Raw genomic sequence first — 24,958 nt, 5'->3', positions numbered from 1 at the left:
AGATGAAGAAGGGAGGCGTTTAGATGAATGAACAATTGGATTTGTTGAAGCCGAAAGTGAAAGAAGTGTTTGAGCATCTGCATAGTCATCCAGAGGTCAGTTGGCAAGAGGTAGAGACTACGCGTTATTTGCAGGAGTTACTCGAAAGAGAAGGTTTCGAAGTATCATTATTTGAAGGGATGACAGGATTGTCAGTGACGATAGGAGAAGGAACGCCAGTCGTAGGATTGCGGACGGATATTGATGCGTTGTGGCAAGAGGTCGATGGTGTGTACCGAGCAAATCATTCCTGTGGTCATGATGGTCATATGACGATGGCTGTTGGTACTTTATTGTTAGCTAGGGAACTTGGAATACCATCTAAAGGAACACTTAAAGTGATTTTTCAGCCGGCGGAGGAAAAAGGTAAGGGTGCGTTGGCTGTATTAGAGCAAGGAATTATCGATGACTTGGACTATTTATTTGGCGTGCATTTGCGAGCTATGGATGAGCTGGATGATGGTAGTTCATCTGCTTCGTTACGTCATGGTGCCGCAAAGATGGTGTCTGGGACGATTATGGGAACGGAAGCACATGGCGCGCGACCGCATCAAGGACAAAATGCAATTGAAGTCGGTGCTTCATTAGTGCACGCATTGCAAGGTATTCATTGTAATCCAATGGTTTCGCATACAGCTAAAATGACGATGTTTCAAGCGGGTGGTGACTCTGCGAATATTATTCCAGGAACGGCTAAATTCAGTTTGGATTTGCGCGCGCAAGAGAATCAGGTCATGGAGGAACTTTATTGCCATGTCCAGCGCGTGATCGCAGCGGTCAGCCAGCAGCATGGAGTAGAGATTACATATGAAGTGATGGCGGAAATGGTAGCTGCAGAAGTAGATCCGATAGCAGAACAGATCATGGCTGAGGCGATCTCGAAAACTGTTGGTGAACATCGTATGGTCCGAACAATCGTTACGCCTGGCGGGGAAGATTTTCATTTTTATGCTGTCCACCGTCCAACAGTTAAAAGCACGATGCTTGGTCTAGGATGTGGTCTGTCGCCAGGCCTACACCACCCTCATATGACATTTAATCAAGAGTCATTGGTGACGGGAATTCAAATTCTGACTCATGCTATTGAATTAGCTTTTCAATCTAAAAAATAGAAGGTGCACCTGTGATGAAAGATATCCATATTAGAAAAGTAACAACAATCGAAGATATGTATGCAATGCAAAAGCTGGAGAGACAAATTTGGGGGATGGAACCGATTCCGGTTCATCAAACGATTACTGCAATGAAAAATGGTGGATTAATTGTCGGTGCATTTATTGATGCTCGCATGATTGGCTTTTCGTACAGTTTTCCGGGGTTCTCTGAAGGGCAATCGTATTTGTGTTCCCATATGCTCGGGGTTGATCCGGAATTCCAATTGATGGGCATCGGGAAGCTGTTGAAAGATGAGCAACTTCTTATAGCGCGACAGATGGGCTACAAATTGATAGTCTGGACATTTGATCCGTTGGAAAGCCGTAATGCCTACTTGAATACTTCGAAACTGTATGGAGTTTGTTACGATTATATTGTCAATTGTTACGGTGAAATGGAAGATGGACTGAATAAAGGTTTACCGACCGATCGTTTCCAAGTGGCGTGGTGGATAGATAGTCCGCGGGTAAAGGAGCAATGGCAACCTAAGGAACTCGTATATAAGCGACCTTTCGCCCTAAGTCTGTCCGAACAAAACCATCCCATTTTACATGGTGCTGAAGAAAAGGAATGGCTAGCTTCAGAAGGAGTAGAAGTGCCTGTGCCTAAGCATATCCAACTAATGAAAGCAGAAGAGCCTCAGTTGGCGTATGATTGGCGAATGAAAACTAGAGACATATTTCAACAGTTATGCGATGCTGGCTTTGCATTAATTGACGTGCACCGAACGGAAGATAGTGTGCAATACTATCGTTTTTGCAAGCGTTCTATCATCCCGTTATAAATTGAAAGGAGTATCCGAGATGAAAATTGAGAGTATTCAACTTCGCAGAATGAACATGACGATGAAGCATCCATTTACAACAAGCTTCGGAACAATCCATGACAAGGATTTCTTGTTAGCAACGATAAAAGATGAGTTTGGTCATGAAGGATGGGGAGAATCTGTAGCATTTACTTATCCTTGGTATAGTGAAGAAACAACGGAAACGTGTATTCATATGATCCGTGACTTCTTGATTCCTACTGTGCTAGGCAAGACAATTCAACATCCCGATGAAGTGAATGATCTGTTTGCACCGATCAGAAAGAACAATATGGCTAAAGCGACGATTGAAGGGGCGATTTGGGATTTATATGCAAAGCGCAACAAGATGACGCTAGCTGAAACGTTAGGTGGCACACGTGACCAGATTGAAGTAGGGATCAGTATTGGTATTGAAAAAAATGTGGAAGACTTGCTTGCAAATGTGAGAGGGTTTATCGAAGAAGGATATAAGCGAATTAAAGTTAAAATTAAGCCAGGTTATGATGTGGATGTAATTCGGGCGATTCGAGAGGAATTTCCTGATGTGCCATTGATGGCGGATGCAAATTCCGCATATACGCTCAATGATGTGGAGTTATTGAAACAGCTAGATCCTTTTGATTTGATGATGATCGAGCAGCCACTTGCGTCTGATGATATTATTGATCATGCAGTGCTTCAAAAACAGATTGAGACTCCTATTTGCTTGGATGAAAGTATTCATTCGTTGGAGGATGCGCGGAAAGCTGTTGAACTCGGTAGTTGCCGGATTATTAATATTAAAATTGGTCGATTAGGTGGCTTGACAGAAGCGAAGAAAATTCATGATTATTGTGCCGCTAAAGGGATTGACGTGTGGTGTGGTGGAATGCTGGAATCGGGAATTGGACGTGCTCATAACGTTGCCTTGACGACGTTGTCAAATTTCACATTACCTGGAGATACGGCAAGTTCTTCGCGATACTGGGAACAAGATATTATCATACCAGAAGTAGTGGCGGAAAAAGGCTATATTACAGTGCCTAGTGATGATGGGATTGGCTATAAACCTAACATGGAAGCGATTAATCGATTCACAGTGGATCAATGGGTATTTTCAGCTGAATAGTCAGACAGTGATTGTCAATTCACTATAGATTGTGCTAGACTTTTAAATAATCGAATAAGATTCCTTCGGGGCAGGGCGGAAATCCCTACCGGCGGTGATGAGCTGAATAGCTCTTAGTCCGTGACCCGGATGCTTTTATCTGAATTCAGTAGAAGCGGAAGGTGGATTTGGTGAAACTCCAAAGCCGACAGTTACAGTCTGGATGAGAGAAGGAACAGTGCGTTTTTTAAATTACGATTTATAACGCTTATTTTGTCATACTTACAAGCCCCGTATTTTCATATGCGGGGCTTTTTATCTGAATTCAGCAGAAGACCCTCACTTTTTAAGTGGAGGGATGAATGTAAGTATTTTTCTGTTCAGTGGGAGTTCAAACTTCGGTTGAATTTAGATAAAGCCTTTGGCGATGACATGGATTTTACATTACGCCAAGGCATAATTGATTTGTCACAAGAGGAATTTAGCAAGTTGGAGTGTGTTGATGTGAAACAAGACTATATGGAAATGGCTTTGAAGTTGGCTCGAAATGTCGCTGGTCAAACCTCTCCGAACCCACCCGTTGGCGCTGTAGTAATAAAAGATGGCCGTATAATCGGGATGGGTGCGCATTTACAAGCTGGAGAACGTCATGCTGAGCGGGTTGCGCTCGACATGGCGGGCGAGAAAGCGAGAGGTGCTGATTTGTATGTGACTTTGGAACCTTGTTCGCATACAGGCCGCACATCACCTTGTGCAGATGCGGTCATAGAGGCAGGGGTTCAGCGTGTCTACGTGGCTGTCTCCGATCCCAATCCGCTAGTGGCTGGTAGAGGCGTAGAACGATTGCGAGCTGCAGGCGTAGAAGTAGTGGAAGGTCTGTGTGCAGATCAAGCACGAAAATTGTATGAACCATTTTTTCATTTTATTCGAACAAAAACACCTCATGTGACAATGAAAACAGCGATGACGATGGACGGTAAAATTGCAACTGTAACAGGCGATAGTAAATGGGTAACGAGTGAGCAAGCGAGACTCGATGTCCATCTGCTTCGGCATACGCAAGATGCAATTTTAGTAGGCGTACAAACTCTTCTTCATGATGATCCTCTTCTCACCACCAGATTGCCCCAAGGTGGACAACATCCTATTCGAGTAATTTTAGATACCTGGTTACGAACACCAGTTGATAGTCAAGTCATTCAAAATACACAAGCACCAACGTGGATTGTTTGTGGAAATGAAGCGGACTTGGCGCGTGAACAGTTGCTTCTATCAAGGCCCCACGTAGAAATACTACGTATGCCAACCACCCAACTTGACATACAAGACATCTTGCTTGAACTGGGAATTCGAGGTGTCATGACGTTATTGGTGGAAGGTGGAGCCGCTGTGAATGCATCTTTTGTCAAAGCCCGTGCAATTCAGCAAGTAGTTTGTTATGTTGCGCCAAAGATGCTTGGCGGTAAAGGTTCTCATACACCAGTTGGGGGTGCCGATCCTGTTTTAATGGGCGAAGCCTTTCCGCTCGTTTTTGAAAGCGTAGAAATGATCGGGCCTGATATTAAAATTATAGCGATACCGAAAGAGAGGGAGTAATCATTGTTTACAGGGATCATTGAAGAGATCGGTTCTGTTAAAAATGTGCAGACAGGAGCCAAATCGATGACGCTGTCGATTGCTGCTAACAAAGTGCTAGCTGATGTTCACTTGGGTGATAGTATCGCAGTCAATGGCGTTTGTTTGACTGTCAAAGATTTTTCGGAAAATCAATTTTCAGCAGATGTTATGCCCGAAACGGTGACTTCTACATCTCTACGCCAATTGACAGCTGGAAGCCAAGTGAATTTGGAGCGTGCACTTGCAGCAAATGGTCGATTTGGCGGTCATTTCGTTACGGGACATGTCGATGGTGTCGCGACGATTCGTGAAAAACGAACGTTCGATAATGCATTATATATTCGGCTGTCACTGCCTAATAACTATCGACCTTATTTGTTGCAAAAAGGCTCAATTGCGCTGGACGGTACATCATTGACTATTTTTGAAGTCAATCAAACAGATATAACAATTTCGCTCATTCCTCATTCACAAGAAATGACGGTCATGGCGAAAAAACAGGTAGGGGAAGTCGTGAACTTCGAATGTGACTTGCTTGCGAAGTATGTAGAGAGCATGCTCGGGAGAAAACAGACTGAAGATCAGACGCTAACGGAAGATTTTTTGCAACAACACGGGTTTAAGTGAGTGGAAAAGGAGTGAAAATAAATGTTTGATACAATCGAAGAAGCATTGGAAGATTTAAAGCGAGGCAAGGTTGTCATTGTGGTAGATGATGAAGATCGTGAAAATGAAGGTGATTTTGTTGCGTTGGCTGACCAAGTCACACCGGAGATCATTAACTTTATGGCAACGAAAGGTCGCGGTTTAATATGCGTACCGATTACCGAACAAAAAGCAGAGCAGCTTGGCTTACAGATGATGACAGATCACAATACGGATTCACATGGTACTGCGTTCACAATCAGTGTCGATCATCGCTCCACACATACAGGGATCAGCGCATTTGAACGTGCAGATACGATTGTTAAAATGATGGAGTCATCTTCAACTGCGGGAGATTTTAAACGTCCAGGGCATATTTTTCCATTGGTTGCTAAACAAGGTGGCGTTTTGGCTCGTACTGGCCACACGGAAGCGGCAGTCGATTTAGCTCGCCTGGCGGGAAGTTCATCTGCTGGTGTGATCTGTGAAATTATGAATGATGACGGGACAATGGCGCGGGTGCTGGAATTGCGCAAGATGGCGGACGAGCTAGACCTAAAATTAATCACGATCCAAGACTTGATTCACTATCGCCTGCAGCGAGAACAGCTGGTTGCCAGGGAAGCTGAAATAAAGTTACCTACAGATTTCGGTGAGTTTCGTATGATCGGCTATACCGAAATGCTTACAGGCAAAGAACATGTGGCGTTAGTAAAAGGTGATGTATCGACAGAAGAACCCGTATTAGTTCGAGTTCATTCAGAATGTCTAACAGGTGATGTATTTGGCTCCTGTCGATGTGATTGTGGGCCTCAATTACATGCGGCTCTGGCACAGATTGAACAAGAAGGACAAGGCGTGTTATTGTACTTGCGCCAAGAAGGAAGAGGTATCGGTTTAATCAATAAACTGAAAGCATATGAACTGCAAGAGCAAGGTTTCGATACAGTAGAAGCCAATGAAAAGCTAGGTTTTGCAGCAGATTTACGCGATTACGGCATCGGAGCCCAAATTTTACGTGAACTAGGCATCACGAGCATGCGGCTGTTGACAAATAACCCTAAGAAAATTGCTGGGTTAAAAGGCTATGAATTAGAAGTGATAGAACGCGTGCCTATTCAGTTGCCAATGAAAGAAGAGAATGCAAGATATTTACAAACTAAGGCTGATAAGCTAGGTCATTTACTAACGATATAAGGAGAGTTGGACATGGGAAATTTATTTGAAGGACATTTAGTAGGAACGGGATTAAAAGTAGGTATTGTCGTGGGGCGATTCAATGAATTTATTACAGGGAAGCTACTTTCAGGAGCACAAGATGCGTTTAAAAGACATGGTGTGAACGAAGCAGATGTAGATATTGCTTGGGTACCTGGCGCATTCGAAATACCGCTCATCGCAAAGAAAATGGCAGACTCTAAAAAGTATGATGCGGTCATTACACTTGGAACGGTGATTCGGGGAGCGACTCCTCATTTTGATTATGTTTGTAACGAAGCAGCTAAAGGCGTTTCACAAGCGAGTTTGCAGTCAGGCGTACCCGTGATTTTCGGTGTGCTGACAACGGATACGATCGAGCAATCCATCGAGCGTGCGGGCACGAAAGCTGGGAACAAAGGCTGGGATGCAGCAGTTTCGGCGATTGAAATGGCCAACTTGTCCAGACAGTTTAATTGATAGCTATTCTAAGATTGGCGCGGTGCTAGCGAAGCGATAGGACCGTGCCAATCCCAATGAGAACTCTATCTAAAAAAAGAAAGCGCTTAAATTTTTTTCTGTGCAAGTATTGACCAACTGATTTTCGTCTGCAATAATAGAAGTAGTTACTAGTGAAAAGTAGAAAGTAAGTATATTTAAAAAAGAAGGTACAGCATGAGACAGCTTGATACAAGAATTGGACGCCAGGCAGTTATGTATTCGTTTTCAGAGTGTGAAGCAGAAGACCAAAAGATTGAAAACGACTTACAGCAATTAGGTTGGCGGTTTGGCAAAGGTAAAGTAGGTTCTATGGAGTTTCAAAAAATAGTGGCTGCTATTGAAACGCTTGCGAAACGGCAAGGAATCGTAGACCAGGATGTGTATCGTGAAATGCATGCACTGTATCATGCCATTATTGAAGCAATGCATGGTGTAACACGTGGCCAAGTAGAGCTCGGTGGTATGTTGAGAACGGCAGGACTTCGATTTGCGATTGTGCGTGGAACTCCTTTTGAGAAGGACGCAGAAGGCGAATGGATTGCTGTTGCTGTTTACGGAACGATCGGAGCCCCAGTTCGTGGATTCGAACATGAGGCAATTGGTTTAGGAATTAATCACATTTAAATAAGAATTAAGCCTATAGTTATTTAGACAATAAGGAGGCTATATTGACACATGCAACGGTGGGGACAGGTCCCTTCCTGTTTGCAGTGTGTTAATATAGCCTCTTTTTGCTTGTAAAGGCTAGGATTCTTAGTACGTGAATTGCAAGACAACTAGACAAATCACTACAAGGAGGAATCGTAAATGATTGAATTGACAGGACGTACATTAACTATTGAACAGGCTCGAGAAGTATTGGTGAACGGAGCAATGGTGAAAGCTTCTGAAGAAAGTATGAAAGCGGTAGCAAAGAGTCGGGAAGCTGTCGAAAAGATCGTACAAGAAGGAAAAGTGGTATACGGAATTACAACTGGTTTCGGGAAATTCAGTGATGTACTCATCGAATCAGATGATACGGAGCAGCTTCAATTGAATTTAATTCATTCGCATGCGTGCGGGATTGGCGAGCCATTCCCTGAAATGGTGTCTCGCGGTATGACGTTACTAAGAGCAAATGCCCTCCTAAAAGGGTTTTCTGGGATTCGTCCGGTCGTCATTGAACGTCTATTAGATCTTGTTAACGCTCGAATTCATCCGGTTATTCCACAACAAGGTTCACTTGGAGCAAGCGGTGACTTGGCGCCACTTTCTCATTTAGCGCTCGTGTTAATGGGAGAAGGCGAAGTGTTTTATGAGGGAGAACGTATGGAAGCTTCCGTTGCTTTATCGAAAGAAGGGATTGAGCCTGTCACGCTAAAGGCGAAAGAAGGTTTGGCACTGATCAATGGAACACAAGCAATGACAGCGATGGGATTGGTTAATTACTTGGAAGCGGAACAACTTGCATACCAAACTGAAGCAATTTCAACGTTAACACTAGAAGGTTTACGTGGCATTGTGGATGCGTTCGATGCAGACGTACATGAAGCACGCGGATATCGCCAGCAGACAGAAGTGGCAGAACGGATGCGACGTATGTTCGCAGGAAGCCAATTAACAACAAGACAAGGTGAGTTACGCGTTCAAGATGCATATTCACTACGTTGTATTCCACAAGTACATGGTGCTTCTTGGCAAGTATTGGATTATGTAAAAGAGAAATTGGAAATTGAAATGAATGCAGCTACGGATAATCCGTTGATTTTCGACGATGGAGACAAAGTCATTTCTGGCGGTAACTTCCACGGACAACCGATTGCGTTTGCAATGGATTTCTTGAAAGTAGCGATGGCAGAGTTCGCCAATATTTCAGAACGTCGAATTGAACGTCTGGTCAATCCGCAGTTAAACGATTTACCACCGTTCCTAAGCCCGGAACCTGGTTTGCAGTCTGGCGCAATGATTATGCAATATGCTGCCGCTTCTCTTGTTTCTGAAAATAAAACATTGGCGCATCCGGCGAGTGTGGACTCCATTCCATCTTCAGCCAATCAAGAAGACCATGTCAGTATGGGAACAATTGGATCTCGACACGCACATCAAATTATTCAAAATGCACGTAGAGTGCTAGCGATTGAATTGATTTGTTCACTGCAAGCTGCAGAATATCGAGGAGCTGAGAAATTGGCCGACTTTACAAAGAAATTCTATTCAGAAGCACGAAATGTAGTTCCGAGCATCAAGCAAGACCGAATCTTCTCAAAAGATATTGAAGCAGCGGCGGCTTGGTTACTTAAAATGGATTGGAACGCATTTGCGGAAACGTCTTTGCCGAAAGAGGAATATCAAGAAGCAAGTTCTAATTATTAATAGTGAGGATATAGTATAGCGATTTTATCTAGTGATTTAGCCTGAGCAGGACTTCATTCTGCTCAGGTGATGCTAGATCACAATATTATCCTTGAATTGTAAGCGCTTGCTTATGTAATGTGTAATAGACAGTTCTATAAATAGAGATATAGGGGATGAGTCGATGTTATTCAATACGGTGGTAGTATCTGTCATTGTAATGGCGGTACTTAGTTTATTTCGGGTCAATGTAATATTTGCTATTTTAGCGGCTGCTGGTGTAGCTGGAATAATGGAAGGACTGTCTTTAACTGAGGCTACGAACATGTTAGTTTCTGGCATGGGTGGACAAGCGAATACAGCATTAAGTTATATTTTGCTCGGTATGTTCGCTGTCATGATTGGTATGTCAGGTATTGCAGGCTTTTTAGTAAAAAGATTGGTTAAAGTATTGAAAGGCAAGCGGGCTATTTTATTATTGACTATTGCTGGTGTCGCTTGTTTCTCGCAAAATGTTGTACCGATACATATTGCATTTATTCCTATTTTGATTCCACCGATGCTTCATCTTTTTGACAAGATGAAAATTGATCGTCGAGGCGTTGCAACAGCGCTTACATTTGGATTGAAAGCACCTTATATCATGATTCCAGCTGGTTTTGGTTTAATCTTTAAAGGTATTATTGTGGATGAAATGGTTGCTAGCGGTATGGATATCACTCTTTCGGAAGCTAATATTGCAATGTTAATTCCGGGTATCGGAATGATTGTAGGCTTGTTAGTGGCGGTATTTATCTCTTATAGAAAACCACGTAATTACGGTGAGGATTTTGCAGAAAAAATTAATATCTCGCGTGAGGAAGAAGTGGAGAATCAACAGTTACAGTTTAATATCCGCCACGGCTTCACAATTGTCTCTATTTTGGCAGCATTAGCAGTGCAGCTAGCTACAGGTTCGTTGATTTTGGGAGCGCTTGCTGGAATTTTCTTGATGTTTGTCTTGACAGTTATTCCGTTCCAAGATGGTGAGAAGGTAGTAAATGATGGAATTGCCATGATGGGTATGATTGCCTTTGTCATGCTGATTGCTTCAGGATATGCAACGGTATTAAAGGAAACAGGTGCGGTAGAAAGCTTAGTCGATTCAGCTACTGGTATACTAGGCGACAATAAAATGATGATCGCAATAGTCATGCTTCTTGTTGGTCTACTGATCACGATGGGAATTGGTTCTTCATTCGGTACGATTCCAATTATCGCAGCTTTATTCGTTCCGATTTGTATCGCAGTAGGATTCTCACCGATGGCAACTGCCGCTTTGATCGGTACTGCAGGAGCATTAGGTGACGCAGGATCTCCTGCATCTGACAGTACACTCGGACCGACTTCCGGTCTGAATGCAGACGGTAAGCACCATCATATTTGGGATACTTGTGTGCCAACGTTCTTACATTACAATATACCTCTTCTTATCTTCGGTGTTATCGCAGCTATGGTATTGTAAAATGAAAAGAGCAGATCCAAGAAAACTGGATCTGCTCTATTTTTATTTCACTGCCGATGCACCTAAACGTTCACGTGCTTGTTCAGTAGCGATGACCATATGCTTTAAAGCTGCAACTGTTTCTTTGCGCTTTCTTGTTTTTAAGCCGCAATCTGGATTGATCCAGAATTGAGCAGGATCTAGCACTTCCAATCCTTTATTTATGATTTCCGTCATTTCTTCCACTGCTGGGACGCGAGGACTATGGATATCATACACACCCAGCCCGATTCCTTTATCGTAATGATAGTCATTGAACGATTCCACCAAATCACCATGACTGCGTGATGTTTCAATAGAAATGACATCTGCATCTAATGCACTAATTGCTTCAATGAAGTGATTGAAATCACAATAGCACATATGTGTATGGATTTGCGTTGTATCTTCAACTGAAGCAGTAGCCACACGGAATGCATTTACTGCCCAGTCAAGATAATGCTTCCATTCGGATTTCTTCAATGGAAGCCCTTCGCGTAGCGCTGGCTCATCCACTTGAATCATATGGATGCCTGCCGCTTCCAACGACTCAATTTCCTTACGTAATGCAAGTGCAATTTGATTCGTCACTTCATCTCTAGACAGATCATCTCGAACAAATGACCAATTTAAAATCGTTACCGGACCTGTGAGCATTCCTTTTACTTCATGGTTTGTCAGAGATTTCGCATATACCGATTCTTCCACAGTCATCGGCTTCGTAAATGCGACATCCCCATAAATGATTGGCGGCTTCACGCAACGGGAACCGTAAGACTGTACCCAAGCCTTCTCGGTGAAGACAAAGCCATCCAGCTTCTCGCCGAAATATTCAACCATATCCGTCCGCTCGAATTCTCCATGAACTAATACATCGAGTCCAAGCTCTTCTTGAATATCAATCCATTCTTTGATTTCTGCATTGACAAAGTCCTTATACTGCTGATCCGTAATCTCTCCTTTTCTCCATTTTGTACGTGTTCTTCGTACTTCAGGAGTTTGTGGGAAACTACCGATTGTTGTTGTTGGTAGCAAAGGTAACTGAAATTTTTCCTGCTGCTTTATTTTCCGGTCAGCAAATGGAAGATTTCGTTTACTATCTGACAAAATGCTGCCAGATGTCGCTTCACGTATTTCTTGGCGATTACGAGCAGGCAATTTATTGAAAGCTGTTAGGGCAGCTTCGCTTTGTTCAAATTCCGTAACAACGCTTACTTTACCTGATTGCAATGCTGTTTGTAGTACATGAATTTCTTTTATCTTTTCATCAGCAAACGCCAATGCATTTGAAATTGTGGAATCTAGTTTCTGTTCTGACCGAATGGTAACTGGTACATGAAGCAGACTGCAAGAAGGCTGAATCCATAGATTTTCAAGCTTGACCTGTTGTTGAATCGTTTCCAACAAGGACAATTTAGCATGTAAATCGGATCGCCAAATATTACGTCCGTCTACGATCCCTGCAGCTAATATCTTCTCTTGTGGGAATCCGTGTGTCTGGAGATTCTCCAAGTTCTTGGTGCCACCATGCACAAAATCTAGTCCAATACCTGCTACTGGCAAGGCAATGGTTTCTTCAAAGTGTTCAACTGAATCAAAGTAGGTTTGCAATAAAATATTCAGGCCATCAACATCTTTTGTCAACTGCGAATAAATTTCCGTCACCGTTTTCATTTCATTTGATGTAATGGAAGTACAGAGAATTGGTTCATCGATTTGTACCCACTGTACGCCTTCTTCCTGTAGTTCTTGCAATACTTTTTGATATAAAGGAATCAGTTGTAGGATGATGGATGGTACATCTTTGTCTTCATATCCTTTTGATAATTTTAGTAACGTATAAGGACCGAGAAGAACAGGTTTCCCTTCTATGCCAAGTTCTTTCTTTGCTTCACGGTACGCAAGGAGTGGTTTGTTTTCTGTTAGTTGAAAACGTTGCCCTTCATATTCTGGAACGATGTAGTGATAGTTCGTATTGAACCATTTTGTCATTTCGGAAGCGACAGCCTCGTCGTTCCCACGTGCCATCGAAAAATAAGTGGTGTTCGATACTTGACCCCCTGTCCATTGGTAACGGGAAGGAATGATCCCGAACATTACCGCTGTATCAAGCACACGGTCATATAATGTGAAGTCTCCCACTGCAATCTGATCTAGCCCAGCTTCCTTTTGCTTCTGTAGATTAGCTAAACGAATTTCTTTCGTTGTTTGAAGAAGTTCTTCTTCTGTAGTTTTTTGCGCCCAAAATGATTCCAATGCCCGTTTCCACTCTCGATTTTCTCCGATCACCGGATAACCCACTATACTGCTTTTTGCCATTTGTCTTTTCCTCCTTGTGCTGTTCCAATAAAAAAAAGCATTCCTAACATAAATGTTAGAAATGCACGTATGTGTAAATATGCATACTTAAAAAAGCATGCAGTATAAACCGCGTGTATCTAACACCTCCCCATTCACCGTAGGATTAAGCGTTACAAAAATAGGCAGGTATCTGGCTGGACGTATAGACGTCTTCACAGTGGCGGGACCGCTCCAACAAAAGGATTCCCTTTTAAGAAATGAACAAGATGCTCATTTCACCTATTTTCAAACTATTCAATTCAGATGATTGACTATAAAACTATCATAAGGTTTATGGGGTGTCAACCGTGTCCTAAAGAAGGATCAATAATTTAGCATGTGTATAAAAATATTTTAAAAAGGACTAGACAAATGTGAAAACAATGGGTAGTATAGGTTTAAGTTTATATAACTTATTAGTTTAGTAGGTTTTATTTTTAGATTTATGAGCCTTATAAAAGTCGAAAGTAACTTTTTAAAGAGGGAGTGTGAGCAATGACGGACAACCAGGAAAAATGGATTCCGCACATTATACAAGCATGTGAAGATTTGGATTATGGTACGGTGACACTCGTTATCCATAACGGACAGATCGTACAGATTGAACGGTTGGAAAAGATTCGTTTCCAATCACAAAAAGAAGAGAATAAAATTCAGATGACATCACGTAAACAAAATACGCAAGCTGATCAGACACACTGAAGGCTGCATGTTGATATACCTCAGAGCAGGTGTATACAAACATGTCAGCCTTCTTTTTCATTTACGGCTGACTGAACAATTTATAAGAAAAATGGTCGAGGTGTACTCGACATAAAAGGAGAGAGGTTACATGAAAAAGAAGCGTATTGTATTTTTATGGCTTAGTGCTTTGGTATTGTTAGCTGGTTGCGGAGGAGAAACGAATTCAGCAAATGCAGATGGAGAGAAGGATTTGACATTATTGAATGTTTCCTATGATCCGACAAGAGAATTTTATGAAGAATTCAATGAGTCGTTCATTGACTATTGGAAAGAAGAGCAAGGACAAAATGTGTCTATCCAACAATCACATGGGGGGTCGGGGAAACAAGGTAGATCGGTAATTGATGGATTGGAAGCGGATGTTGTGACCTTGGCATTGGCGGGAGATATTGATGAAGTGTCAAAGCATCGTGACCTGTTACCCTCAGATTGGCAGTCGAAACTTGCACATAATTCAACGCCTTATACATCGACCATCGTATTTTTGGTGAGAAAAGGTAATCCGAAAAACATTACCGACTGGGATGATCTGGTGAAAAAAGATGTATCAGTCATAACGCCCAATCCAAAAACATCTGGTGGTGCAAGATGGAATTATTTGGCGGCATGGATCTATGCCGAGCAGAAGTTTTCTGATGATGAACAGCAAGTTAAACAATATGTTGGCGACTTATATCGCAACGTCGAAGTATTGGACACGGGTGCACGTGGAGCTACCACGACTTTTGTTGAAAGAAAGATTGGAGATGTGTTGCTTGCTTGGGAGAATGAAGCATTTCTATCGTTGAAAGAGTTTGGTGAAGATACCTTTGAAATCATTACGCCTTCCGTCAGTATCTTAGCTGAGCCGCCTGTTGCAGTGGTGGAGAAGGTTGCGGCCAAAAAAGGAACGCAAAAAGTGGCGGAAGCATATTTACAATATTTATATACAGATATTGGTCAAGAATTAGCCGCCAAACATTTTTATCGCCCGAGAAATGAAAAGATTTTACAAAAGTATAGTGACCAATTTCCTGAAATGGAGCTAGTGACGATTGATTATTTCGGTGGTTGGGAGAAAGCGCAGAAAGAACATTTTTCTGATGGTGGAACGTTTGACAAGATCTATGTCCAGGCACCATAAACTCATTGAAGAAAGCAGGGGAACATATTGGCTAGCGTTCAGCAAGCGAGACAACATCGATCTTTACCAGGCTTCGGTCTGACATTGGGCTTTACATTGTTTTACTTAAGTATTCTTGTTCTTTTGCCGCTATCGATGGTGTTCGTGAAAAGCTCGGGCCTATCGTGGGGAGAATTTTTGGGAGTCGTGACAGAAAAAAGAGTCATGGCTTCCTATCGATTGAGTTTCGGAACAGCTTTTACAGCATCCGTCATTAATTTGGTATTTGGCATTCTCATTGCTTGGGTATTCGTCCGTTATCATTTTCCGTTCCGTCGTCTTTTGGACGGACTGATTGATTTACCGTTTGCACTCCCGACAGCGGTGGCGGGGATTGCACTGACCACACTCTATGCAGAACAAGGAAGGCTTGGTCAATTCATCCCAATGAAAATCGTCTATACGCCAATTGGTATTACGATTGCATTGGTATTTATCGGTTTACCATTCGTGGTAAGAATGGTGCAGCCTGTTTTGCAAGGTCTGGAAAAGGAACTGGAGGAAGCGTCATATATGATGGGCGCGTCTCGTTTGCAGACATTCCGAAAAATAATCTTTCCTGAAATTTTGCCAGCAGCGCTTACAGGCTTTGCGCTAACCTTTGCCAGGGCGCTCGGCGAATATGGCTCTGTCGTTTTCATTGCAGGAAATATGCCAATGAAAACAGAGATCACCCCACTGATCATTATGACGAAATTGGAGCAATATGACTATGCGGGAGCGACCGCCATAGCGGTTGTTATGCTTATCCTTTCGTTTATCCTCCTTTTGTGTATTAATGGGTTACAGTGGTGGACCTCAAGAAAAATATTGGAGAACTAAAGGAGGCATTTGCATGGCGATCGGGACCCTGGCTGTACAAAGAAAAGTATCATTGTCGGAACCTCTTTGGGTTAGAATTTTATTAATCAGTATTGCACTTATCTTTCTAGTTCTCTTTTTGTTCTTTCCTTTGCTTATTATTTTTACACAAGCTTTCGATAAGGGGTGGGCTGTTTATCTAGCTTCCATCTCAGATCCTGACGCATTAGCAGCCATTCGATTGACCATTTTAGTTGCGGCTATTACAGTGCCGCTGAATGCGATATTCGGGGTGGCAGCTGCGTGGAGTATTACCAAATTCCGTTTTAAAGGGAAGAATATTTTGATCACGTTAATTGATTTACCGTTTGCGGTCTCTCCTGTGATTGCGGGATTAGTGTTCGTTTTACTTTTTGGCGGTCAAGGACTATTTGGAGAATGGCTATTTCAAAACGATATGAAGATTATTTTTGCTGTTCCAGGCATTATCTTGGCGACGATGTTCATTACATTTCCTTTTGTCGCGAGAGAGCTAATTCCGATCATGCAATCACAAGGCTCATCAGAAGAGGAAGCTTCGGTGCTGCTTGGTGCTAGTGGATGGAAAACGTTTGTGCATGTTACATTGCCGAATATTAAGTGGGGGTTACTTTATGGGATTATTTTATGTAATGCACGTGCGATCGGGGAATTTGGAGCCGTCTCTGTCGTGTCAGGTCATATTCGTGGGTTGACGAATACTCTGCCACTACATATTGAGATTCTTTACAATGAATATCAATTCACTGCTTCATTCGCGGTGGCATCTTTGATGTCGGTAGCAGCCATTGTGACTCTCATTTTAAAGAATTTTTTTGAATGGAAGATGAACAATGGGATAGGAGAGAGTGTATGATTCAGTTGACAGATATATCTAAAAATTTTGGAAGATATCAAGCATTAAAGCATATTAATTTGGATATACCGTCTGGAGAGCTTGTCGCATTGCTAGGTCCTTCTGGTTCGGGGAAAACCTCGCTATTGCGAATAATTGCAGGATTGGAGGCGGCAGATGAAGGAGTCATCCACTTTGAAGAGCAGGCAACAAACGACTATGGCCAGCAAGTGGGTTTTGTGTTTCAGCATTATGCTCTATTCAAGCATATGACGGTATTTGAAAATGTCGCGTATGGTTTGAAGGTGAAGAAAAGAAAGGAACGTCTGCCGAAACAAAAAATTCGTGAAAAGGTACAGGAGCTTTTGCAGTTGGTACGGTTAGAGGAGTTTGCGGATCGCTATCCATCCCAACTTTCAGGCGGTCAGCGACAGCGTGTAGCGTTAGCGAGAACACTGGCGGTGGAACCTAAAATTTTATTGTTGGATGAGCCATTTGGTGCTCTTGACGCGAAAGTACGAAAAGAGCTGAGAAGGTGGCTGCGTCGTTTGCATGATGAAGTGTCGGTCACGACGATTTTTGTCACACATGATCAGGAAGAAGCATTGGACGTAGCAGATCGTATTGTCGTACTGAATGAAGGTGTCGTTGTACAGGAAGGAACACCGGATGAAGTGTACCATCATCCGAACAGTCCATTTGTCTATAATTTTTTGGGTGATGTCAACTTATTTAAAGGACGCTTGGAGAGAGGGAAGTTGCACCAAGGGTTGTGTGAATGGGAAATCAGTGGGGATCTGGAAAGGCAAAGTGAAGCGGCGGTAGGTTTTGTGCGTCCTCATGACCTCTTGATTACAAGAGATTTGACGGTAAAGGATTCGGTACCTGCCTGGATCACGTATATCCAAGCTTTCGGGAAATCCGTCAAAATCGAACTGAAACGGCAGGACAGCGACGAATATCTAGAAGCCGAATTATCAAGAGAGCAATTCAATGAACTGCAACTGCAGAAAAAGGAATTGGTTTACATCAAACCGAATCAGCTGCACGTCTTCACTCCAGACGATTATAGTATCTGATGACACTTGGTAGAATTCCTTTATGAGAATGAAGTTCTGTTTATTCACCCTCTGTTATATAACTGTAAGACAAGAGAATTTAATTCTATAAATAAGATGGTGTGAAAATTTTTACAATTCAGTTGAAAGTTTTATAGAGTTTAGGTATGATATGTACTAACACGACTTCAAATTAGGACATAAATCGGCATTCATGCGCCTAAATATTGATTATTGGCTGTGGGGGCACCTATGATCAAATGACGGAGAACCGTGTTCGTCGCTGCATGTTATACAACAGAGTAGCGCAAAAATTATTAAGGGGTGGCTTTATTTTATGACAAACTATGAAAAAGTAGGAAAATTGCAGGTCGCAAAAGAACTTTATAACTTCGTTAATGAGGAAGTTCTAACAGGCTTAGATATCCAAAAAGATCAATTTTGGACAGACTTTGATTCGCTCATTCATGAACTTGCTCCTGAAAACAAAGCGCTATTAGAAAAACGAGACGAATTGCAAAAAGCAATTAATAAATGGCATCAAAAAAACAATGGAAATACAGATCCCAACTCATATAAAGAGTTCTTGAAAGAAATTGGCTATTTGGAACCGCAAGTGGATGATTTCCAAGTGACGACCTCTAATGTGGATGATGAAATTGCGATTCAAGCAGGCTCCCAACTCGTAGTACCTGTGGATAATGCACGTTATGCATTGAACGCGGCCAATGCAAGATGGGGAAGCCTCTATGATGCACTATATGGAACAGATGTCATCAGTGACGAGGACGGAGCGGAAGCTGGAGTAAGTTACAACCCAATCCGTGGACAAAAGGTTATCGACTTTGCGAAAAACTTGCTAGATCAAGCAGCACCTTTGGCAGAAGGCTCTCATGCAGAAGCTATTGGCTATGCAGTCGTAAATGAAGAGTTGGAAGTCACTCTTCAGAATGGAAACAAGACAGGTCTAAAGGATGCTACTCAGCTGGCAGGTTACAATGGCGCAGAAGACGAACCGTCCGCTGTATTATTGACAAATAACGGATTGCATATCGAAATTGCGATCGACCGTAACCATCCGATTGGAAAAGACGATGCAGCTGGTGTTAAAGACTTGATTTTAGAAGCGGCACTCTCTACTTTGATGGACTGTGAAGATTCCATTGCAGCTGTAGATGCAGAAGATAAAGTAGGCGTATATCGCAACTGGCTAGGTCTAATGAAAGGTGATCTTGAAGCTTCTTTCAAACGGGGAAGCAAAACCGTAACGAGAAGAATGAATCCTGACCGTACCTATAAAACGCCAGATGGTAGCGAATTAACATTACACGGCCGTTCATTAATGTTCGTTCGTAACGTAGGTCACTTGATGACAAATAATGCGATTTTAGATGAAAGTGGAAATGAAGTACCTGAAGGAATTTTAGATGGTGTCGTGACATCATTGATTGCTACACACAATCTGAAGAGCGATACAGAGTTCAAGAACTCCAGGCATGGCTCCATCTACATCGTAAAACCGAAGATGCATGGTTCCGAAGAAGCGGCATTTGCGAATAAATTATTCGATCGTATTGAGGATCTATTACGTTTGGAACGCAATACGATAAAAATTGGGTTGATGGATGAAGAGCGGCGAATGTCATTGAACTTGAAGCCTGCTATTCATGCGGTGAAAGAGCGTATTGCCTTCATCAATACTGGCTTCCTTGATCGTACAGGCGATGAAATCCATACATCTATGGAAGCAGGACCTGTTATTCGTAAAAATGATATGAAAGCTTCCAAGTGGCTTGCTTCCTATGAAGCTTCCAACGTAGCTGTTGGTATCAAAGCAGGTCTTCCAGGACACGCTCAAATTGGTAAAGGAATGTGGGCCATGCCGGATATGATGGCTGCAATGCTTGAACAAAAAATTGCTCATCCGAAAGCGGGTGCAAGTACAGCGTGGGTACCATCTCCAACGGCTGCTACATTGCACGCATTACATTATCACGAGATCAACGTAAAAGATGTCCAAGCAAATGTCGATAGCTCCATTGATTATCAAGATGGCATCCTCGATATTCCATTGGCTCCGAATACAGACTGGCCTGCTGAAGAAATTCAGTCAGAACTGGATAACAATGCTCAAGGGATCCTTGGTTATGTTGTACGTTGGATCGACCAAGGTGTTGGTTGTTCTAAAGTTCCAGATATCAATGATGTGGGCTTGATGGAAGACCGAGCAACGCTTCGAATTTCCAGTCAACATATCGCAAACTGGTTGCGTCATGGCATTTGTTCGAAAGAGCAAGTTCAAGAAACAATGGAGCGCATGGCGAAAGTCGTTGACGAGCAAAATGCTGGTGATGAACTTTATCAACCTATGGCTCCAAATTATGCCGATTCCGTAGCTTTCCAAGCAGCTTGCGATCTAGTATTTAAAGGTGCTGAACAGCCAAGCGGCTACACAGAACCAATCTTGCACGCTCGCCGAATCGAAGCGAAAGCAAAGGCTAGACAAAAAGCCACAGTACAACAATCATAACAGTTACAGGAGCCTGTCCGAAAAGTCGTTTTCACCTGACTTTTTGGGCGGCTCTTATTTTTGTATGGATAGGTAAATTTCTGTTCATCCTAGGCTGTTTTTAAGAAAGTGAAATATGCGGTGAACAACTCGTTTGGCTGGTTGTGTGGTACGTAATGCTCGGTCGGAAATCTCACCCAACCGCTCATAGAAACCACATACGCGATCATAACTCCTGCTCAACCGCTCATAGAAACCGATCGGTGCGATACAACTTTGGCGATTTGCCTATCTTTTCTATGCAATACTATAGAAAACGGACAAAGAAAGATATTTCACTTTCAGGACAGCTCACTGTTTTTATTCGGAATAAATTAAGTTGCTACCCTTTTCTGATAAATATGTAGATATGGTATACTGGTGGGAATGATTGAATAAAGGAGGAAATGAATATGTTGCAAAAAGAGCAAACGGTATTCGTATTAGTGGATGTACAAGGAAAGCTTGCCCAGATCGTTAATGAGAGTGAAGTCTTGCATGATAATCTACAAAAACTGATTAAAGGCTTGCAAGTATTAGAAGTTCCTATACTTTGGTTGGAACAATATCCAGATGGGCTTGGAAAGACTAGCGAATCGTTATCTAGCTTGCTAGAAGGTCAGGAACCAATCGCTAAAATGACATTTAGTGCGGTTGGCAATGAAGAATTCATGAAACAACTAGAAAGTTCCGGTCGGAAGCAAGTTCTAATTGCAGGAATCGAGACACATATTTGTGTTTACATGACCGCTGCAGACTTGGTGAATCAAGGATATGAAGTTGAAGTTATTGAAGATGCAGTTACTTCTCGAACGAAAGAAAATAAACAAATTGGTCTTGAGAAAATGAAAGGTCTCGGCATCCCAGCAACTTGTGTAGAAACTGCTCTATATGAATTAATTGGAGAAGCAGGAACCGATGAATTTAAAAAGGTATTGAAGATTGTTAAGTGATTGGATTGATATAACCAGCAAAAAGCGAAATGCCGATAGTAGGCATTTCGCTTTTTCATTCCCATTGCTCTCGCTGTAAATCCTCCGCTATAAGTTGTAAATCATCTGCAGTAACCGATAGTAATTCATAATCTGTTGTCTCTGCTAATTGAGCGGCCATTTGCTTAAGGAATTTAGGTGAGCCTTCATTCTCCTCATCGTAAACTAGCAATAACGCATCGGAGTTTCGTAACAAGAACTTGTTCTTCTCGACGAATTGCCAAGGTGCTTCATAAGGTTTATTTGTCAGGCTCACAGTGTAATCGGCCATCGCGATGATTTGCTCGTATAGTTCTTGTTTCGTTTCATTCCAATTCGCTTGCTGATCAAGAAACGGCGTGATCACGGCATATTGTAAATGCGGGTATTCTTCTTGTAAATCCCAAACACATTCAATTGCCCACGTTTCTACTCCGAGCTGCCCGCTCACAATAACCCATTCTAGTCCTTGTTCAAGAAGTGTCAGTAGTTGGTCTGTCAATGCCTTCTTGATAATGGCGATGCCAGGATGCTGATCGTTGAAAATCCCTAATTCATGTGCTTTATAACCGCTGATGACTACTCGTTTAGTCATTTTTGCTCGTTAATTGCCGCTTGAGCTAATTTCGTAATGGTCATATCGTCCATTGGTGGATTATGCAAACCTGCCCGCACATCTCGATAATAGCGCTGAAGAGGATTGGATAGTTCCAAACTTTTTGCGCCAACAATTCGCATCGCAAGGTTCACAATTTCAATCGCGCTATTTGTAACAATTGACTTTGCAACCCCTAATTCATTTTGCAAATGAACACGACGAGCCGGATTGTCATATATGGCAGCAATATCGTATAGAAGATGACGTGCCTTAATAAGCTCCAAATCCATCTTGCCAATCTGTGTTTGAATATTGAATAGTGAAGCGATCGGCTCAGTTAAACTGTTTGGTTGGTAAGTTGCTGCAAAATGAACCGCGTAATCACGTGCCGCTTGTGCAATTCCTAAATAACAAGCCGGAATATGGAGCAACCAACCATTCAATTTATTGCTGCGAGGTGATTCATTCAACTCCACAAGCTGGTCATCTGTCGCTTTTACCTGTTCCAAAACGAGTGTTTGGCTCTCCGTTCCTCGCATCGAAATCGTATGCCATGTTTCTTTAATCGAAAGACCTTCTGATTCGCGAGGAATTAAGAAAACCCCGACTTGCTGCTTTTCTTCAATCCAAGCGGATGCTAAGAAATGAGAAAGCACAGGGGCCATGGTAGTAAATGTTTTCTCGCCTGAGATCACCCAGTCTTCACCTGAACGGATTGCAATTGTTTGAGGGCGACCCCCACGTGTTGGACTGCCAGTTTGAGCTTCTGTTACTGAACGGTTGACAAGAGCACCTTGTTGAACAGATTGACCAAACTGCATTAATTGTTCTGCTGTCCAAGAGCGCGTTTCATATAGTTCACCAATAACCCCTTGATGCCAACCGATAGCAAGAGCAGTTGCACTGTCAAAACGAGCAATCGTTTCTTGAAATAACACCATATCCGTTACATTGATACCTGCACCACCAAATTCTTTTGGCAATGTTAACGTCGTGTACCCCATGTCCACGAGTTTTTTAATATTCTCTTTTGGAAATTTTGAGAGCTTATCAGACTGCTCTGAAAAGCTGCTAAAAAACGGACCTGCCTCAGTCAATTCATTGACCCAGCGGCGTTGAAAGTCCGTTGTGATAAAAAGTTCTGTCGACACGAGAAACACGTCCTTACTACTTCAGTCTTCATTCATCTATAGATTCTATCTTTTGTAATATATGTATTAACGCAAGAAATCCTTGAGCATTTTCGTCAAGGGCATGAACCTCTAGTATACTAGAAAAACGAAAAAAATACCATCCTGACGAATAAAAAGTTTAGATGATTGATTGGATCACATCATGACGAAATAGAGGACGATCGGTATGGTTAGCAAACTCATCAAAGTAGTGGTAAGTGTCGTAAATGAAACCAAATCGGGCTCTGTACCGAATTGAACTGCAAACATTGTGGTGTTGGCTGAACCGGGCATCGCTGCTTGAATGATCAGTACCGCTTTCAGCAAATCATTTACGGGCATAAATAATAAGATAACAACTGCAATTACTGGGGATAGAATCATGCGAATTAACGTGACCGCTGTGACATAGCGGTAGGCGACACGTTTTCTAACAATCATTGCTAATTGCATACCGAGAACTAACATGACTACTGGAATGGACGCATCTGCTATCAGGCCGATTCCTTGCATCATAGGATCTGATAATTTAACGGAAGAAATTTGGAAAATTATGCCGAGAATAGCTGCGTAAATCAACGGCATGCGAATGACACGTTGCATCGAATCACGCCAAGTCGCTTGGGCTTCTCCACCTATCGAAGCGAAGAAAATACCAATAGAATTCATGAGAATAGACTGAAATACCATCATAATGACACCGTAATCAAATGCGTCAGATCCAAACACGAATAACACGACAGGTACTCCATAGTTTCCACTATTCATAAATACACCACCAAGAATCATCGCGGACCGTTCAGAACGAGAAGCATTCATCATATTGGCAGTCAACCAAACGACTATGAATAATATAACCAACAGTAACACAGCAAACGCTGCAATATACAAATACGATTGATCCAATTCATTCATGTAGAAAGTGCGGAAAGCTAGGAATGGGGACATTAAGTAAAGAGCTGCAGTGGATATGGTTTTGATATCGAATGAGAGAAACTTTTGTCCAATGAAACCGATGATAAAAATAAATAATACAGGAGTAATGATACTAATAAGTTCCAAGAGAATGCCGCCTTTCTATACTGATGAACTTATTATACATGAACTCCTCACCTTCTAAATGAAAAAAATCCATCATGAGAGATGGATTTAGACTACGATATGATTTGTTTGCGGACGGGCTGAACTTTAATTGCTTTTTGCAATCTTGGGACAAGCACTAGAGAAAGTATAGTGACACCGATATCCAAAGGCAGATAGGCGACCATCCAAGACCATGCGATCAGATAGCTGAAGCTTTCTGGTGCTTCTACCCAATACACATAAGCAAGATACATATAATTTGTCCCAATCAAATAATTGGCAAGAATAGCTAAACAACCTGCACCGATGTAGGTGAACAGGGATTGTTTATGTTCAAAAAATTTCCCTACTATATAAGCTACGATGATGAAAGAGATAATATAGCCAAATGTCGGACTAAGAATGCTACCGAGTCCACCTTTAAATTGTGCGAAAATCGGTGCGCCTGCAAGTCCGATAAATAAATAAGAAAACATAGACAAACTACCCATTCTGCTTCCTAATAATCCGCCTGCTAAAATCGCAAAGAGTAGCTGAAGTGTGACCGGCACCCCTCCAATCGTTAGTAACGGTGCAATATTCGCACCTACCCCCATAAGCGCTGCAAATAACGCGCAAAGAACTATTTCTCTTGTTTTCATTTTTTTATCCTCCTATTCCTTATTGTTGTCTTGCTGACTATATGTTAACATATTTTTATATTTA

General features: G+C 42.2%; 22 protein-coding genes and 2 riboswitches. Of the genes, 17 read left to right on the top strand and 5 right to left on the bottom strand.

All coding sequences use genetic code 11. The features are described 5' to 3' along the window. Window positions 1–23: 23 nt before the first annotated feature. The 10 genes from GD002_RS02940 to GD002_RS02895 all read left to right on the top strand — a co-directional run bounded on the left by GD002_RS02940 (window position 24) and on the right by GD002_RS02895 (window position 10,884). Window positions 24–1,151, top strand: coding sequence for a M20 peptidase aminoacylase family protein (locus tag GD002_RS02940; RefSeq protein ID WP_153730832.1), 1,128 nt, complete (start codon window positions 24–26; stop codon window positions 1,149–1,151). Between the two features lie 14 nt (window positions 1,152–1,165). Continuing rightward, on the top strand, window positions 1,166–1,978 hold the full coding sequence (locus GD002_RS02935; protein ID WP_153730948.1) for a GNAT family N-acetyltransferase: 813 nt from the start codon (window positions 1,166–1,168) through the stop codon (window positions 1,976–1,978). Between the two features lie 19 nt (window positions 1,979–1,997). Further along, window positions 1,998–3,110 (top strand): o-succinylbenzoate synthase, encoded by a 1,113-nt coding sequence (gene menC, locus GD002_RS02930; RefSeq protein ID WP_153730831.1) that lies wholly within the window; start codon window positions 1,998–2,000, stop codon window positions 3,108–3,110. Window positions 3,111–3,167: 57 nt separating this feature from the next. Beyond that, a riboswitch (FMN riboswitch) is annotated at window positions 3,168–3,328 on the top strand. Between the two features lie 280 nt (window positions 3,329–3,608). Further along, window positions 3,609–4,685 carry a bifunctional diaminohydroxyphosphoribosylaminopyrimidine deaminase/5-amino-6-(5-phosphoribosylamino)uracil reductase RibD gene (ribD, locus tag GD002_RS02925; protein WP_228548278.1) on the top strand — a complete coding sequence of 359 codons (1,077 nt, stop codon included), beginning with the start codon at window positions 3,609–3,611 and terminating at the stop codon, window positions 4,683–4,685. Between the two features lie 3 nt (window positions 4,686–4,688). Beyond that, window positions 4,689–5,333 (top strand): riboflavin synthase, encoded by a 645-nt coding sequence (gene ribE / locus GD002_RS02920; RefSeq protein ID WP_153730830.1) that lies wholly within the window; start codon window positions 4,689–4,691, stop codon window positions 5,331–5,333. A gap of 21 nt (window positions 5,334–5,354) precedes the next feature. After that, the gene (locus GD002_RS02915; protein WP_153730829.1) at window positions 5,355–6,548 is read left to right on the top strand and encodes a bifunctional 3,4-dihydroxy-2-butanone-4-phosphate synthase/GTP cyclohydrolase II; all 1,194 of its coding nucleotides are present in this window, start codon (window positions 5,355–5,357) and stop codon (window positions 6,546–6,548) included. A gap of 12 nt (window positions 6,549–6,560) precedes the next feature. After that, window positions 6,561–7,028: a 6,7-dimethyl-8-ribityllumazine synthase gene (ribH, locus tag GD002_RS02910; protein WP_153730828.1), complete on the top strand. Its 468-nt coding sequence runs from the start codon at window positions 6,561–6,563 to the stop codon at window positions 7,026–7,028. 195 nt (window positions 7,029–7,223) lie between these two features. Then, window positions 7,224–7,673 carry a hut operon transcriptional regulator HutP gene (hutP, locus tag GD002_RS02905; protein ID WP_153730827.1) on the top strand — a complete coding sequence of 150 codons (450 nt, stop codon included), beginning with the start codon at window positions 7,224–7,226 and terminating at the stop codon, window positions 7,671–7,673. Between the two features lie 183 nt (window positions 7,674–7,856). Continuing rightward, window positions 7,857–9,401, top strand: coding sequence for a histidine ammonia-lyase (gene hutH / locus GD002_RS02900; RefSeq protein ID WP_153730826.1), 1,545 nt, complete (start codon window positions 7,857–7,859; stop codon window positions 9,399–9,401). Window positions 9,402–9,564: 163 nt separating this feature from the next. Continuing rightward, window positions 9,565–10,884 (top strand): Na+/H+ antiporter family protein, encoded by a 1,320-nt coding sequence (locus GD002_RS02895; RefSeq protein WP_153730825.1) that lies wholly within the window; start codon window positions 9,565–9,567, stop codon window positions 10,882–10,884. A 42-nt stretch (window positions 10,885–10,926) separates the two neighbouring features. Here the strand turns inward: GD002_RS02895 and metE are convergent, their stop codons facing one another. Beyond that, a complete protein-coding gene (gene metE / locus GD002_RS02890; protein ID WP_153730824.1) occupies window positions 10,927–13,221 on the bottom strand; it encodes a 5-methyltetrahydropteroyltriglutamate--homocysteine S-methyltransferase in 2,295 nt (764 codons plus the stop codon). A gap of 146 nt (window positions 13,222–13,367) precedes the next feature. Continuing rightward, a riboswitch (cobalamin riboswitch) is annotated at window positions 13,368–13,501 on the bottom strand. A 236-nt stretch (window positions 13,502–13,737) separates the two neighbouring features. Between metE and GD002_RS02885 the strand changes: the two genes are divergently transcribed. From GD002_RS02885 to GD002_RS02855, 7 genes are all read left to right on the top strand, one after another. Further along, the gene (locus GD002_RS02885; RefSeq protein WP_153730823.1) at window positions 13,738–13,944 is read left to right on the top strand and encodes a YezD family protein; all 207 of its coding nucleotides are present in this window, start codon (window positions 13,738–13,740) and stop codon (window positions 13,942–13,944) included. 130 nt (window positions 13,945–14,074) lie between these two features. Next, a complete protein-coding gene (locus tag GD002_RS02880) occupies window positions 14,075–15,109 on the top strand; it encodes a sulfate ABC transporter substrate-binding protein (RefSeq protein ID WP_153730822.1) in 1,035 nt (344 codons plus the stop codon). A 27-nt stretch (window positions 15,110–15,136) separates the two neighbouring features. Then, the gene (gene cysT / locus GD002_RS02875; protein ID WP_153730821.1) at window positions 15,137–15,970 is read left to right on the top strand and encodes a sulfate ABC transporter permease subunit CysT; all 834 of its coding nucleotides are present in this window, start codon (window positions 15,137–15,139) and stop codon (window positions 15,968–15,970) included. A gap of 13 nt (window positions 15,971–15,983) precedes the next feature. Next, window positions 15,984–16,844 (top strand): sulfate ABC transporter permease subunit CysW, encoded by an 861-nt coding sequence (gene cysW / locus GD002_RS02870; protein WP_153730820.1) that lies wholly within the window; start codon window positions 15,984–15,986, stop codon window positions 16,842–16,844. Continuing rightward, window positions 16,841–17,902 carry a sulfate/molybdate ABC transporter ATP-binding protein gene (locus GD002_RS02865; protein WP_153730819.1) on the top strand — a complete coding sequence of 354 codons (1,062 nt, stop codon included), beginning with the start codon at window positions 16,841–16,843 and terminating at the stop codon, window positions 17,900–17,902. The genes cysW and GD002_RS02865 overlap by 4 nt, the downstream gene beginning before the upstream one ends. A gap of 316 nt (window positions 17,903–18,218) precedes the next feature. Continuing rightward, the gene (locus GD002_RS02860; RefSeq protein ID WP_153730818.1) at window positions 18,219–20,411 is read left to right on the top strand and encodes a malate synthase G; all 2,193 of its coding nucleotides are present in this window, start codon (window positions 18,219–18,221) and stop codon (window positions 20,409–20,411) included. Between the two features lie 431 nt (window positions 20,412–20,842). Next, window positions 20,843–21,382, top strand: a complete 540-nt coding sequence (locus GD002_RS02855) for a hydrolase (RefSeq protein WP_153730817.1) — start codon at window positions 20,843–20,845, stop codon at window positions 21,380–21,382. A 55-nt stretch (window positions 21,383–21,437) separates the two neighbouring features. Here the strand turns inward: GD002_RS02855 and GD002_RS02850 are convergent, their stop codons facing one another. The 4 genes from GD002_RS02850 to GD002_RS02835 all read right to left on the bottom strand — a co-directional run bounded on the left by GD002_RS02850 (window position 21,438) and on the right by GD002_RS02835 (window position 24,894). Then, window positions 21,438–21,995 (bottom strand): SLOG family protein, encoded by a 558-nt coding sequence (locus GD002_RS02850; protein ID WP_153730816.1) that lies wholly within the window; start codon window positions 21,993–21,995, stop codon window positions 21,438–21,440. Then, entirely contained in the window at window positions 21,992–23,149 is a 1,158-nt protein-coding gene (locus tag GD002_RS02845; RefSeq protein ID WP_153730815.1) for an acyl-CoA dehydrogenase family protein, read from the bottom strand. Before GD002_RS02845 ends, GD002_RS02850 begins: the two co-directional genes overlap by 4 nt. A gap of 177 nt (window positions 23,150–23,326) precedes the next feature. Then, complete coding sequence (locus GD002_RS02840) at window positions 23,327–24,232, bottom strand: AEC family transporter (RefSeq protein WP_194841447.1); 906 nt, start codon at window positions 24,230–24,232, stop codon at window positions 23,327–23,329. Window positions 24,233–24,324: 92 nt separating this feature from the next. Next, window positions 24,325–24,894, bottom strand: a complete 570-nt coding sequence (locus tag GD002_RS02835; RefSeq protein WP_153730814.1) for a biotin transporter BioY — start codon at window positions 24,892–24,894, stop codon at window positions 24,325–24,327. Window positions 24,895–24,958 lie beyond the last annotated feature (64 nt).

It is taken from the genome of Sporosarcina obsidiansis, assembly GCF_009651005.1.
Classification (GTDB): domain Bacteria; phylum Bacillota; class Bacilli; order Bacillales_A; family Planococcaceae; genus Sporosarcina; species Sporosarcina obsidiansis.
This window is presented reverse-complemented; position numbering and strand designations above follow the sequence as displayed.

What these genes read in the sequence shown, in the direction of transcription:
- hutH (WP_153730826.1), top strand. Translation starts at nt 7,857, where the DNA reads ATGATTGAATTGACAGGACGTACATTAACTATTGAACAGGCTCGAGAA.
- GD002_RS02895 (WP_153730825.1), top strand. Translation starts at nt 9,565, where the DNA reads ATGTTATTCAATACGGTGGTAGTATCTGTCATTGTAATGGCGGTACTT.
- GD002_RS02850 (WP_153730816.1), bottom strand. Translation starts at nt 21,995, where the DNA reads ATGACTAAACGAGTAGTCATCAGCGGTTATAAAGCACATGAATTAGGG.
- ribD (WP_228548278.1), top strand. Translation starts at nt 3,609, where the DNA reads ATGGAAATGGCTTTGAAGTTGGCTCGAAATGTCGCTGGTCAAACCTCT.
- ribH (WP_153730828.1), top strand. Translation starts at nt 6,561, where the DNA reads ATGGGAAATTTATTTGAAGGACATTTAGTAGGAACGGGATTAAAAGTA.
- GD002_RS02855 (WP_153730817.1), top strand. Translation starts at nt 20,843, where the DNA reads ATGTTGCAAAAAGAGCAAACGGTATTCGTATTAGTGGATGTACAAGGA.
- GD002_RS02835 (WP_153730814.1), bottom strand. Translation starts at nt 24,894, where the DNA reads ATGAAAACAAGAGAAATAGTTCTTTGCGCGTTATTTGCAGCGCTTATG.
- GD002_RS02915 (WP_153730829.1), top strand. Translation starts at nt 5,355, where the DNA reads ATGTTTGATACAATCGAAGAAGCATTGGAAGATTTAAAGCGAGGCAAG.
- menC (WP_153730831.1), top strand. Translation starts at nt 1,998, where the DNA reads ATGAAAATTGAGAGTATTCAACTTCGCAGAATGAACATGACGATGAAG.
- metE (WP_153730824.1), bottom strand. Translation starts at nt 13,221, where the DNA reads ATGGCAAAAAGCAGTATAGTGGGTTATCCGGTGATCGGAGAAAATCGA.
- GD002_RS02860 (WP_153730818.1), top strand. Translation starts at nt 18,219, where the DNA reads ATGACAAACTATGAAAAAGTAGGAAAATTGCAGGTCGCAAAAGAACTT.
- GD002_RS02935 (WP_153730948.1), top strand. Translation starts at nt 1,166, where the DNA reads ATGAAAGATATCCATATTAGAAAAGTAACAACAATCGAAGATATGTAT.
- GD002_RS02940 (WP_153730832.1), top strand. Translation starts at nt 24, where the DNA reads ATGAATGAACAATTGGATTTGTTGAAGCCGAAAGTGAAAGAAGTGTTT.
- GD002_RS02885 (WP_153730823.1), top strand. Translation starts at nt 13,738, where the DNA reads ATGACGGACAACCAGGAAAAATGGATTCCGCACATTATACAAGCATGT.
- GD002_RS02880 (WP_153730822.1), top strand. Translation starts at nt 14,075, where the DNA reads ATGAAAAAGAAGCGTATTGTATTTTTATGGCTTAGTGCTTTGGTATTG.
- hutP (WP_153730827.1), top strand. Translation starts at nt 7,224, where the DNA reads ATGAGACAGCTTGATACAAGAATTGGACGCCAGGCAGTTATGTATTCG.
- cysW (WP_153730820.1), top strand. Translation starts at nt 15,984, where the DNA reads ATGGCGATCGGGACCCTGGCTGTACAAAGAAAAGTATCATTGTCGGAA.
- GD002_RS02865 (WP_153730819.1), top strand. Translation starts at nt 16,841, where the DNA reads ATGATTCAGTTGACAGATATATCTAAAAATTTTGGAAGATATCAAGCA.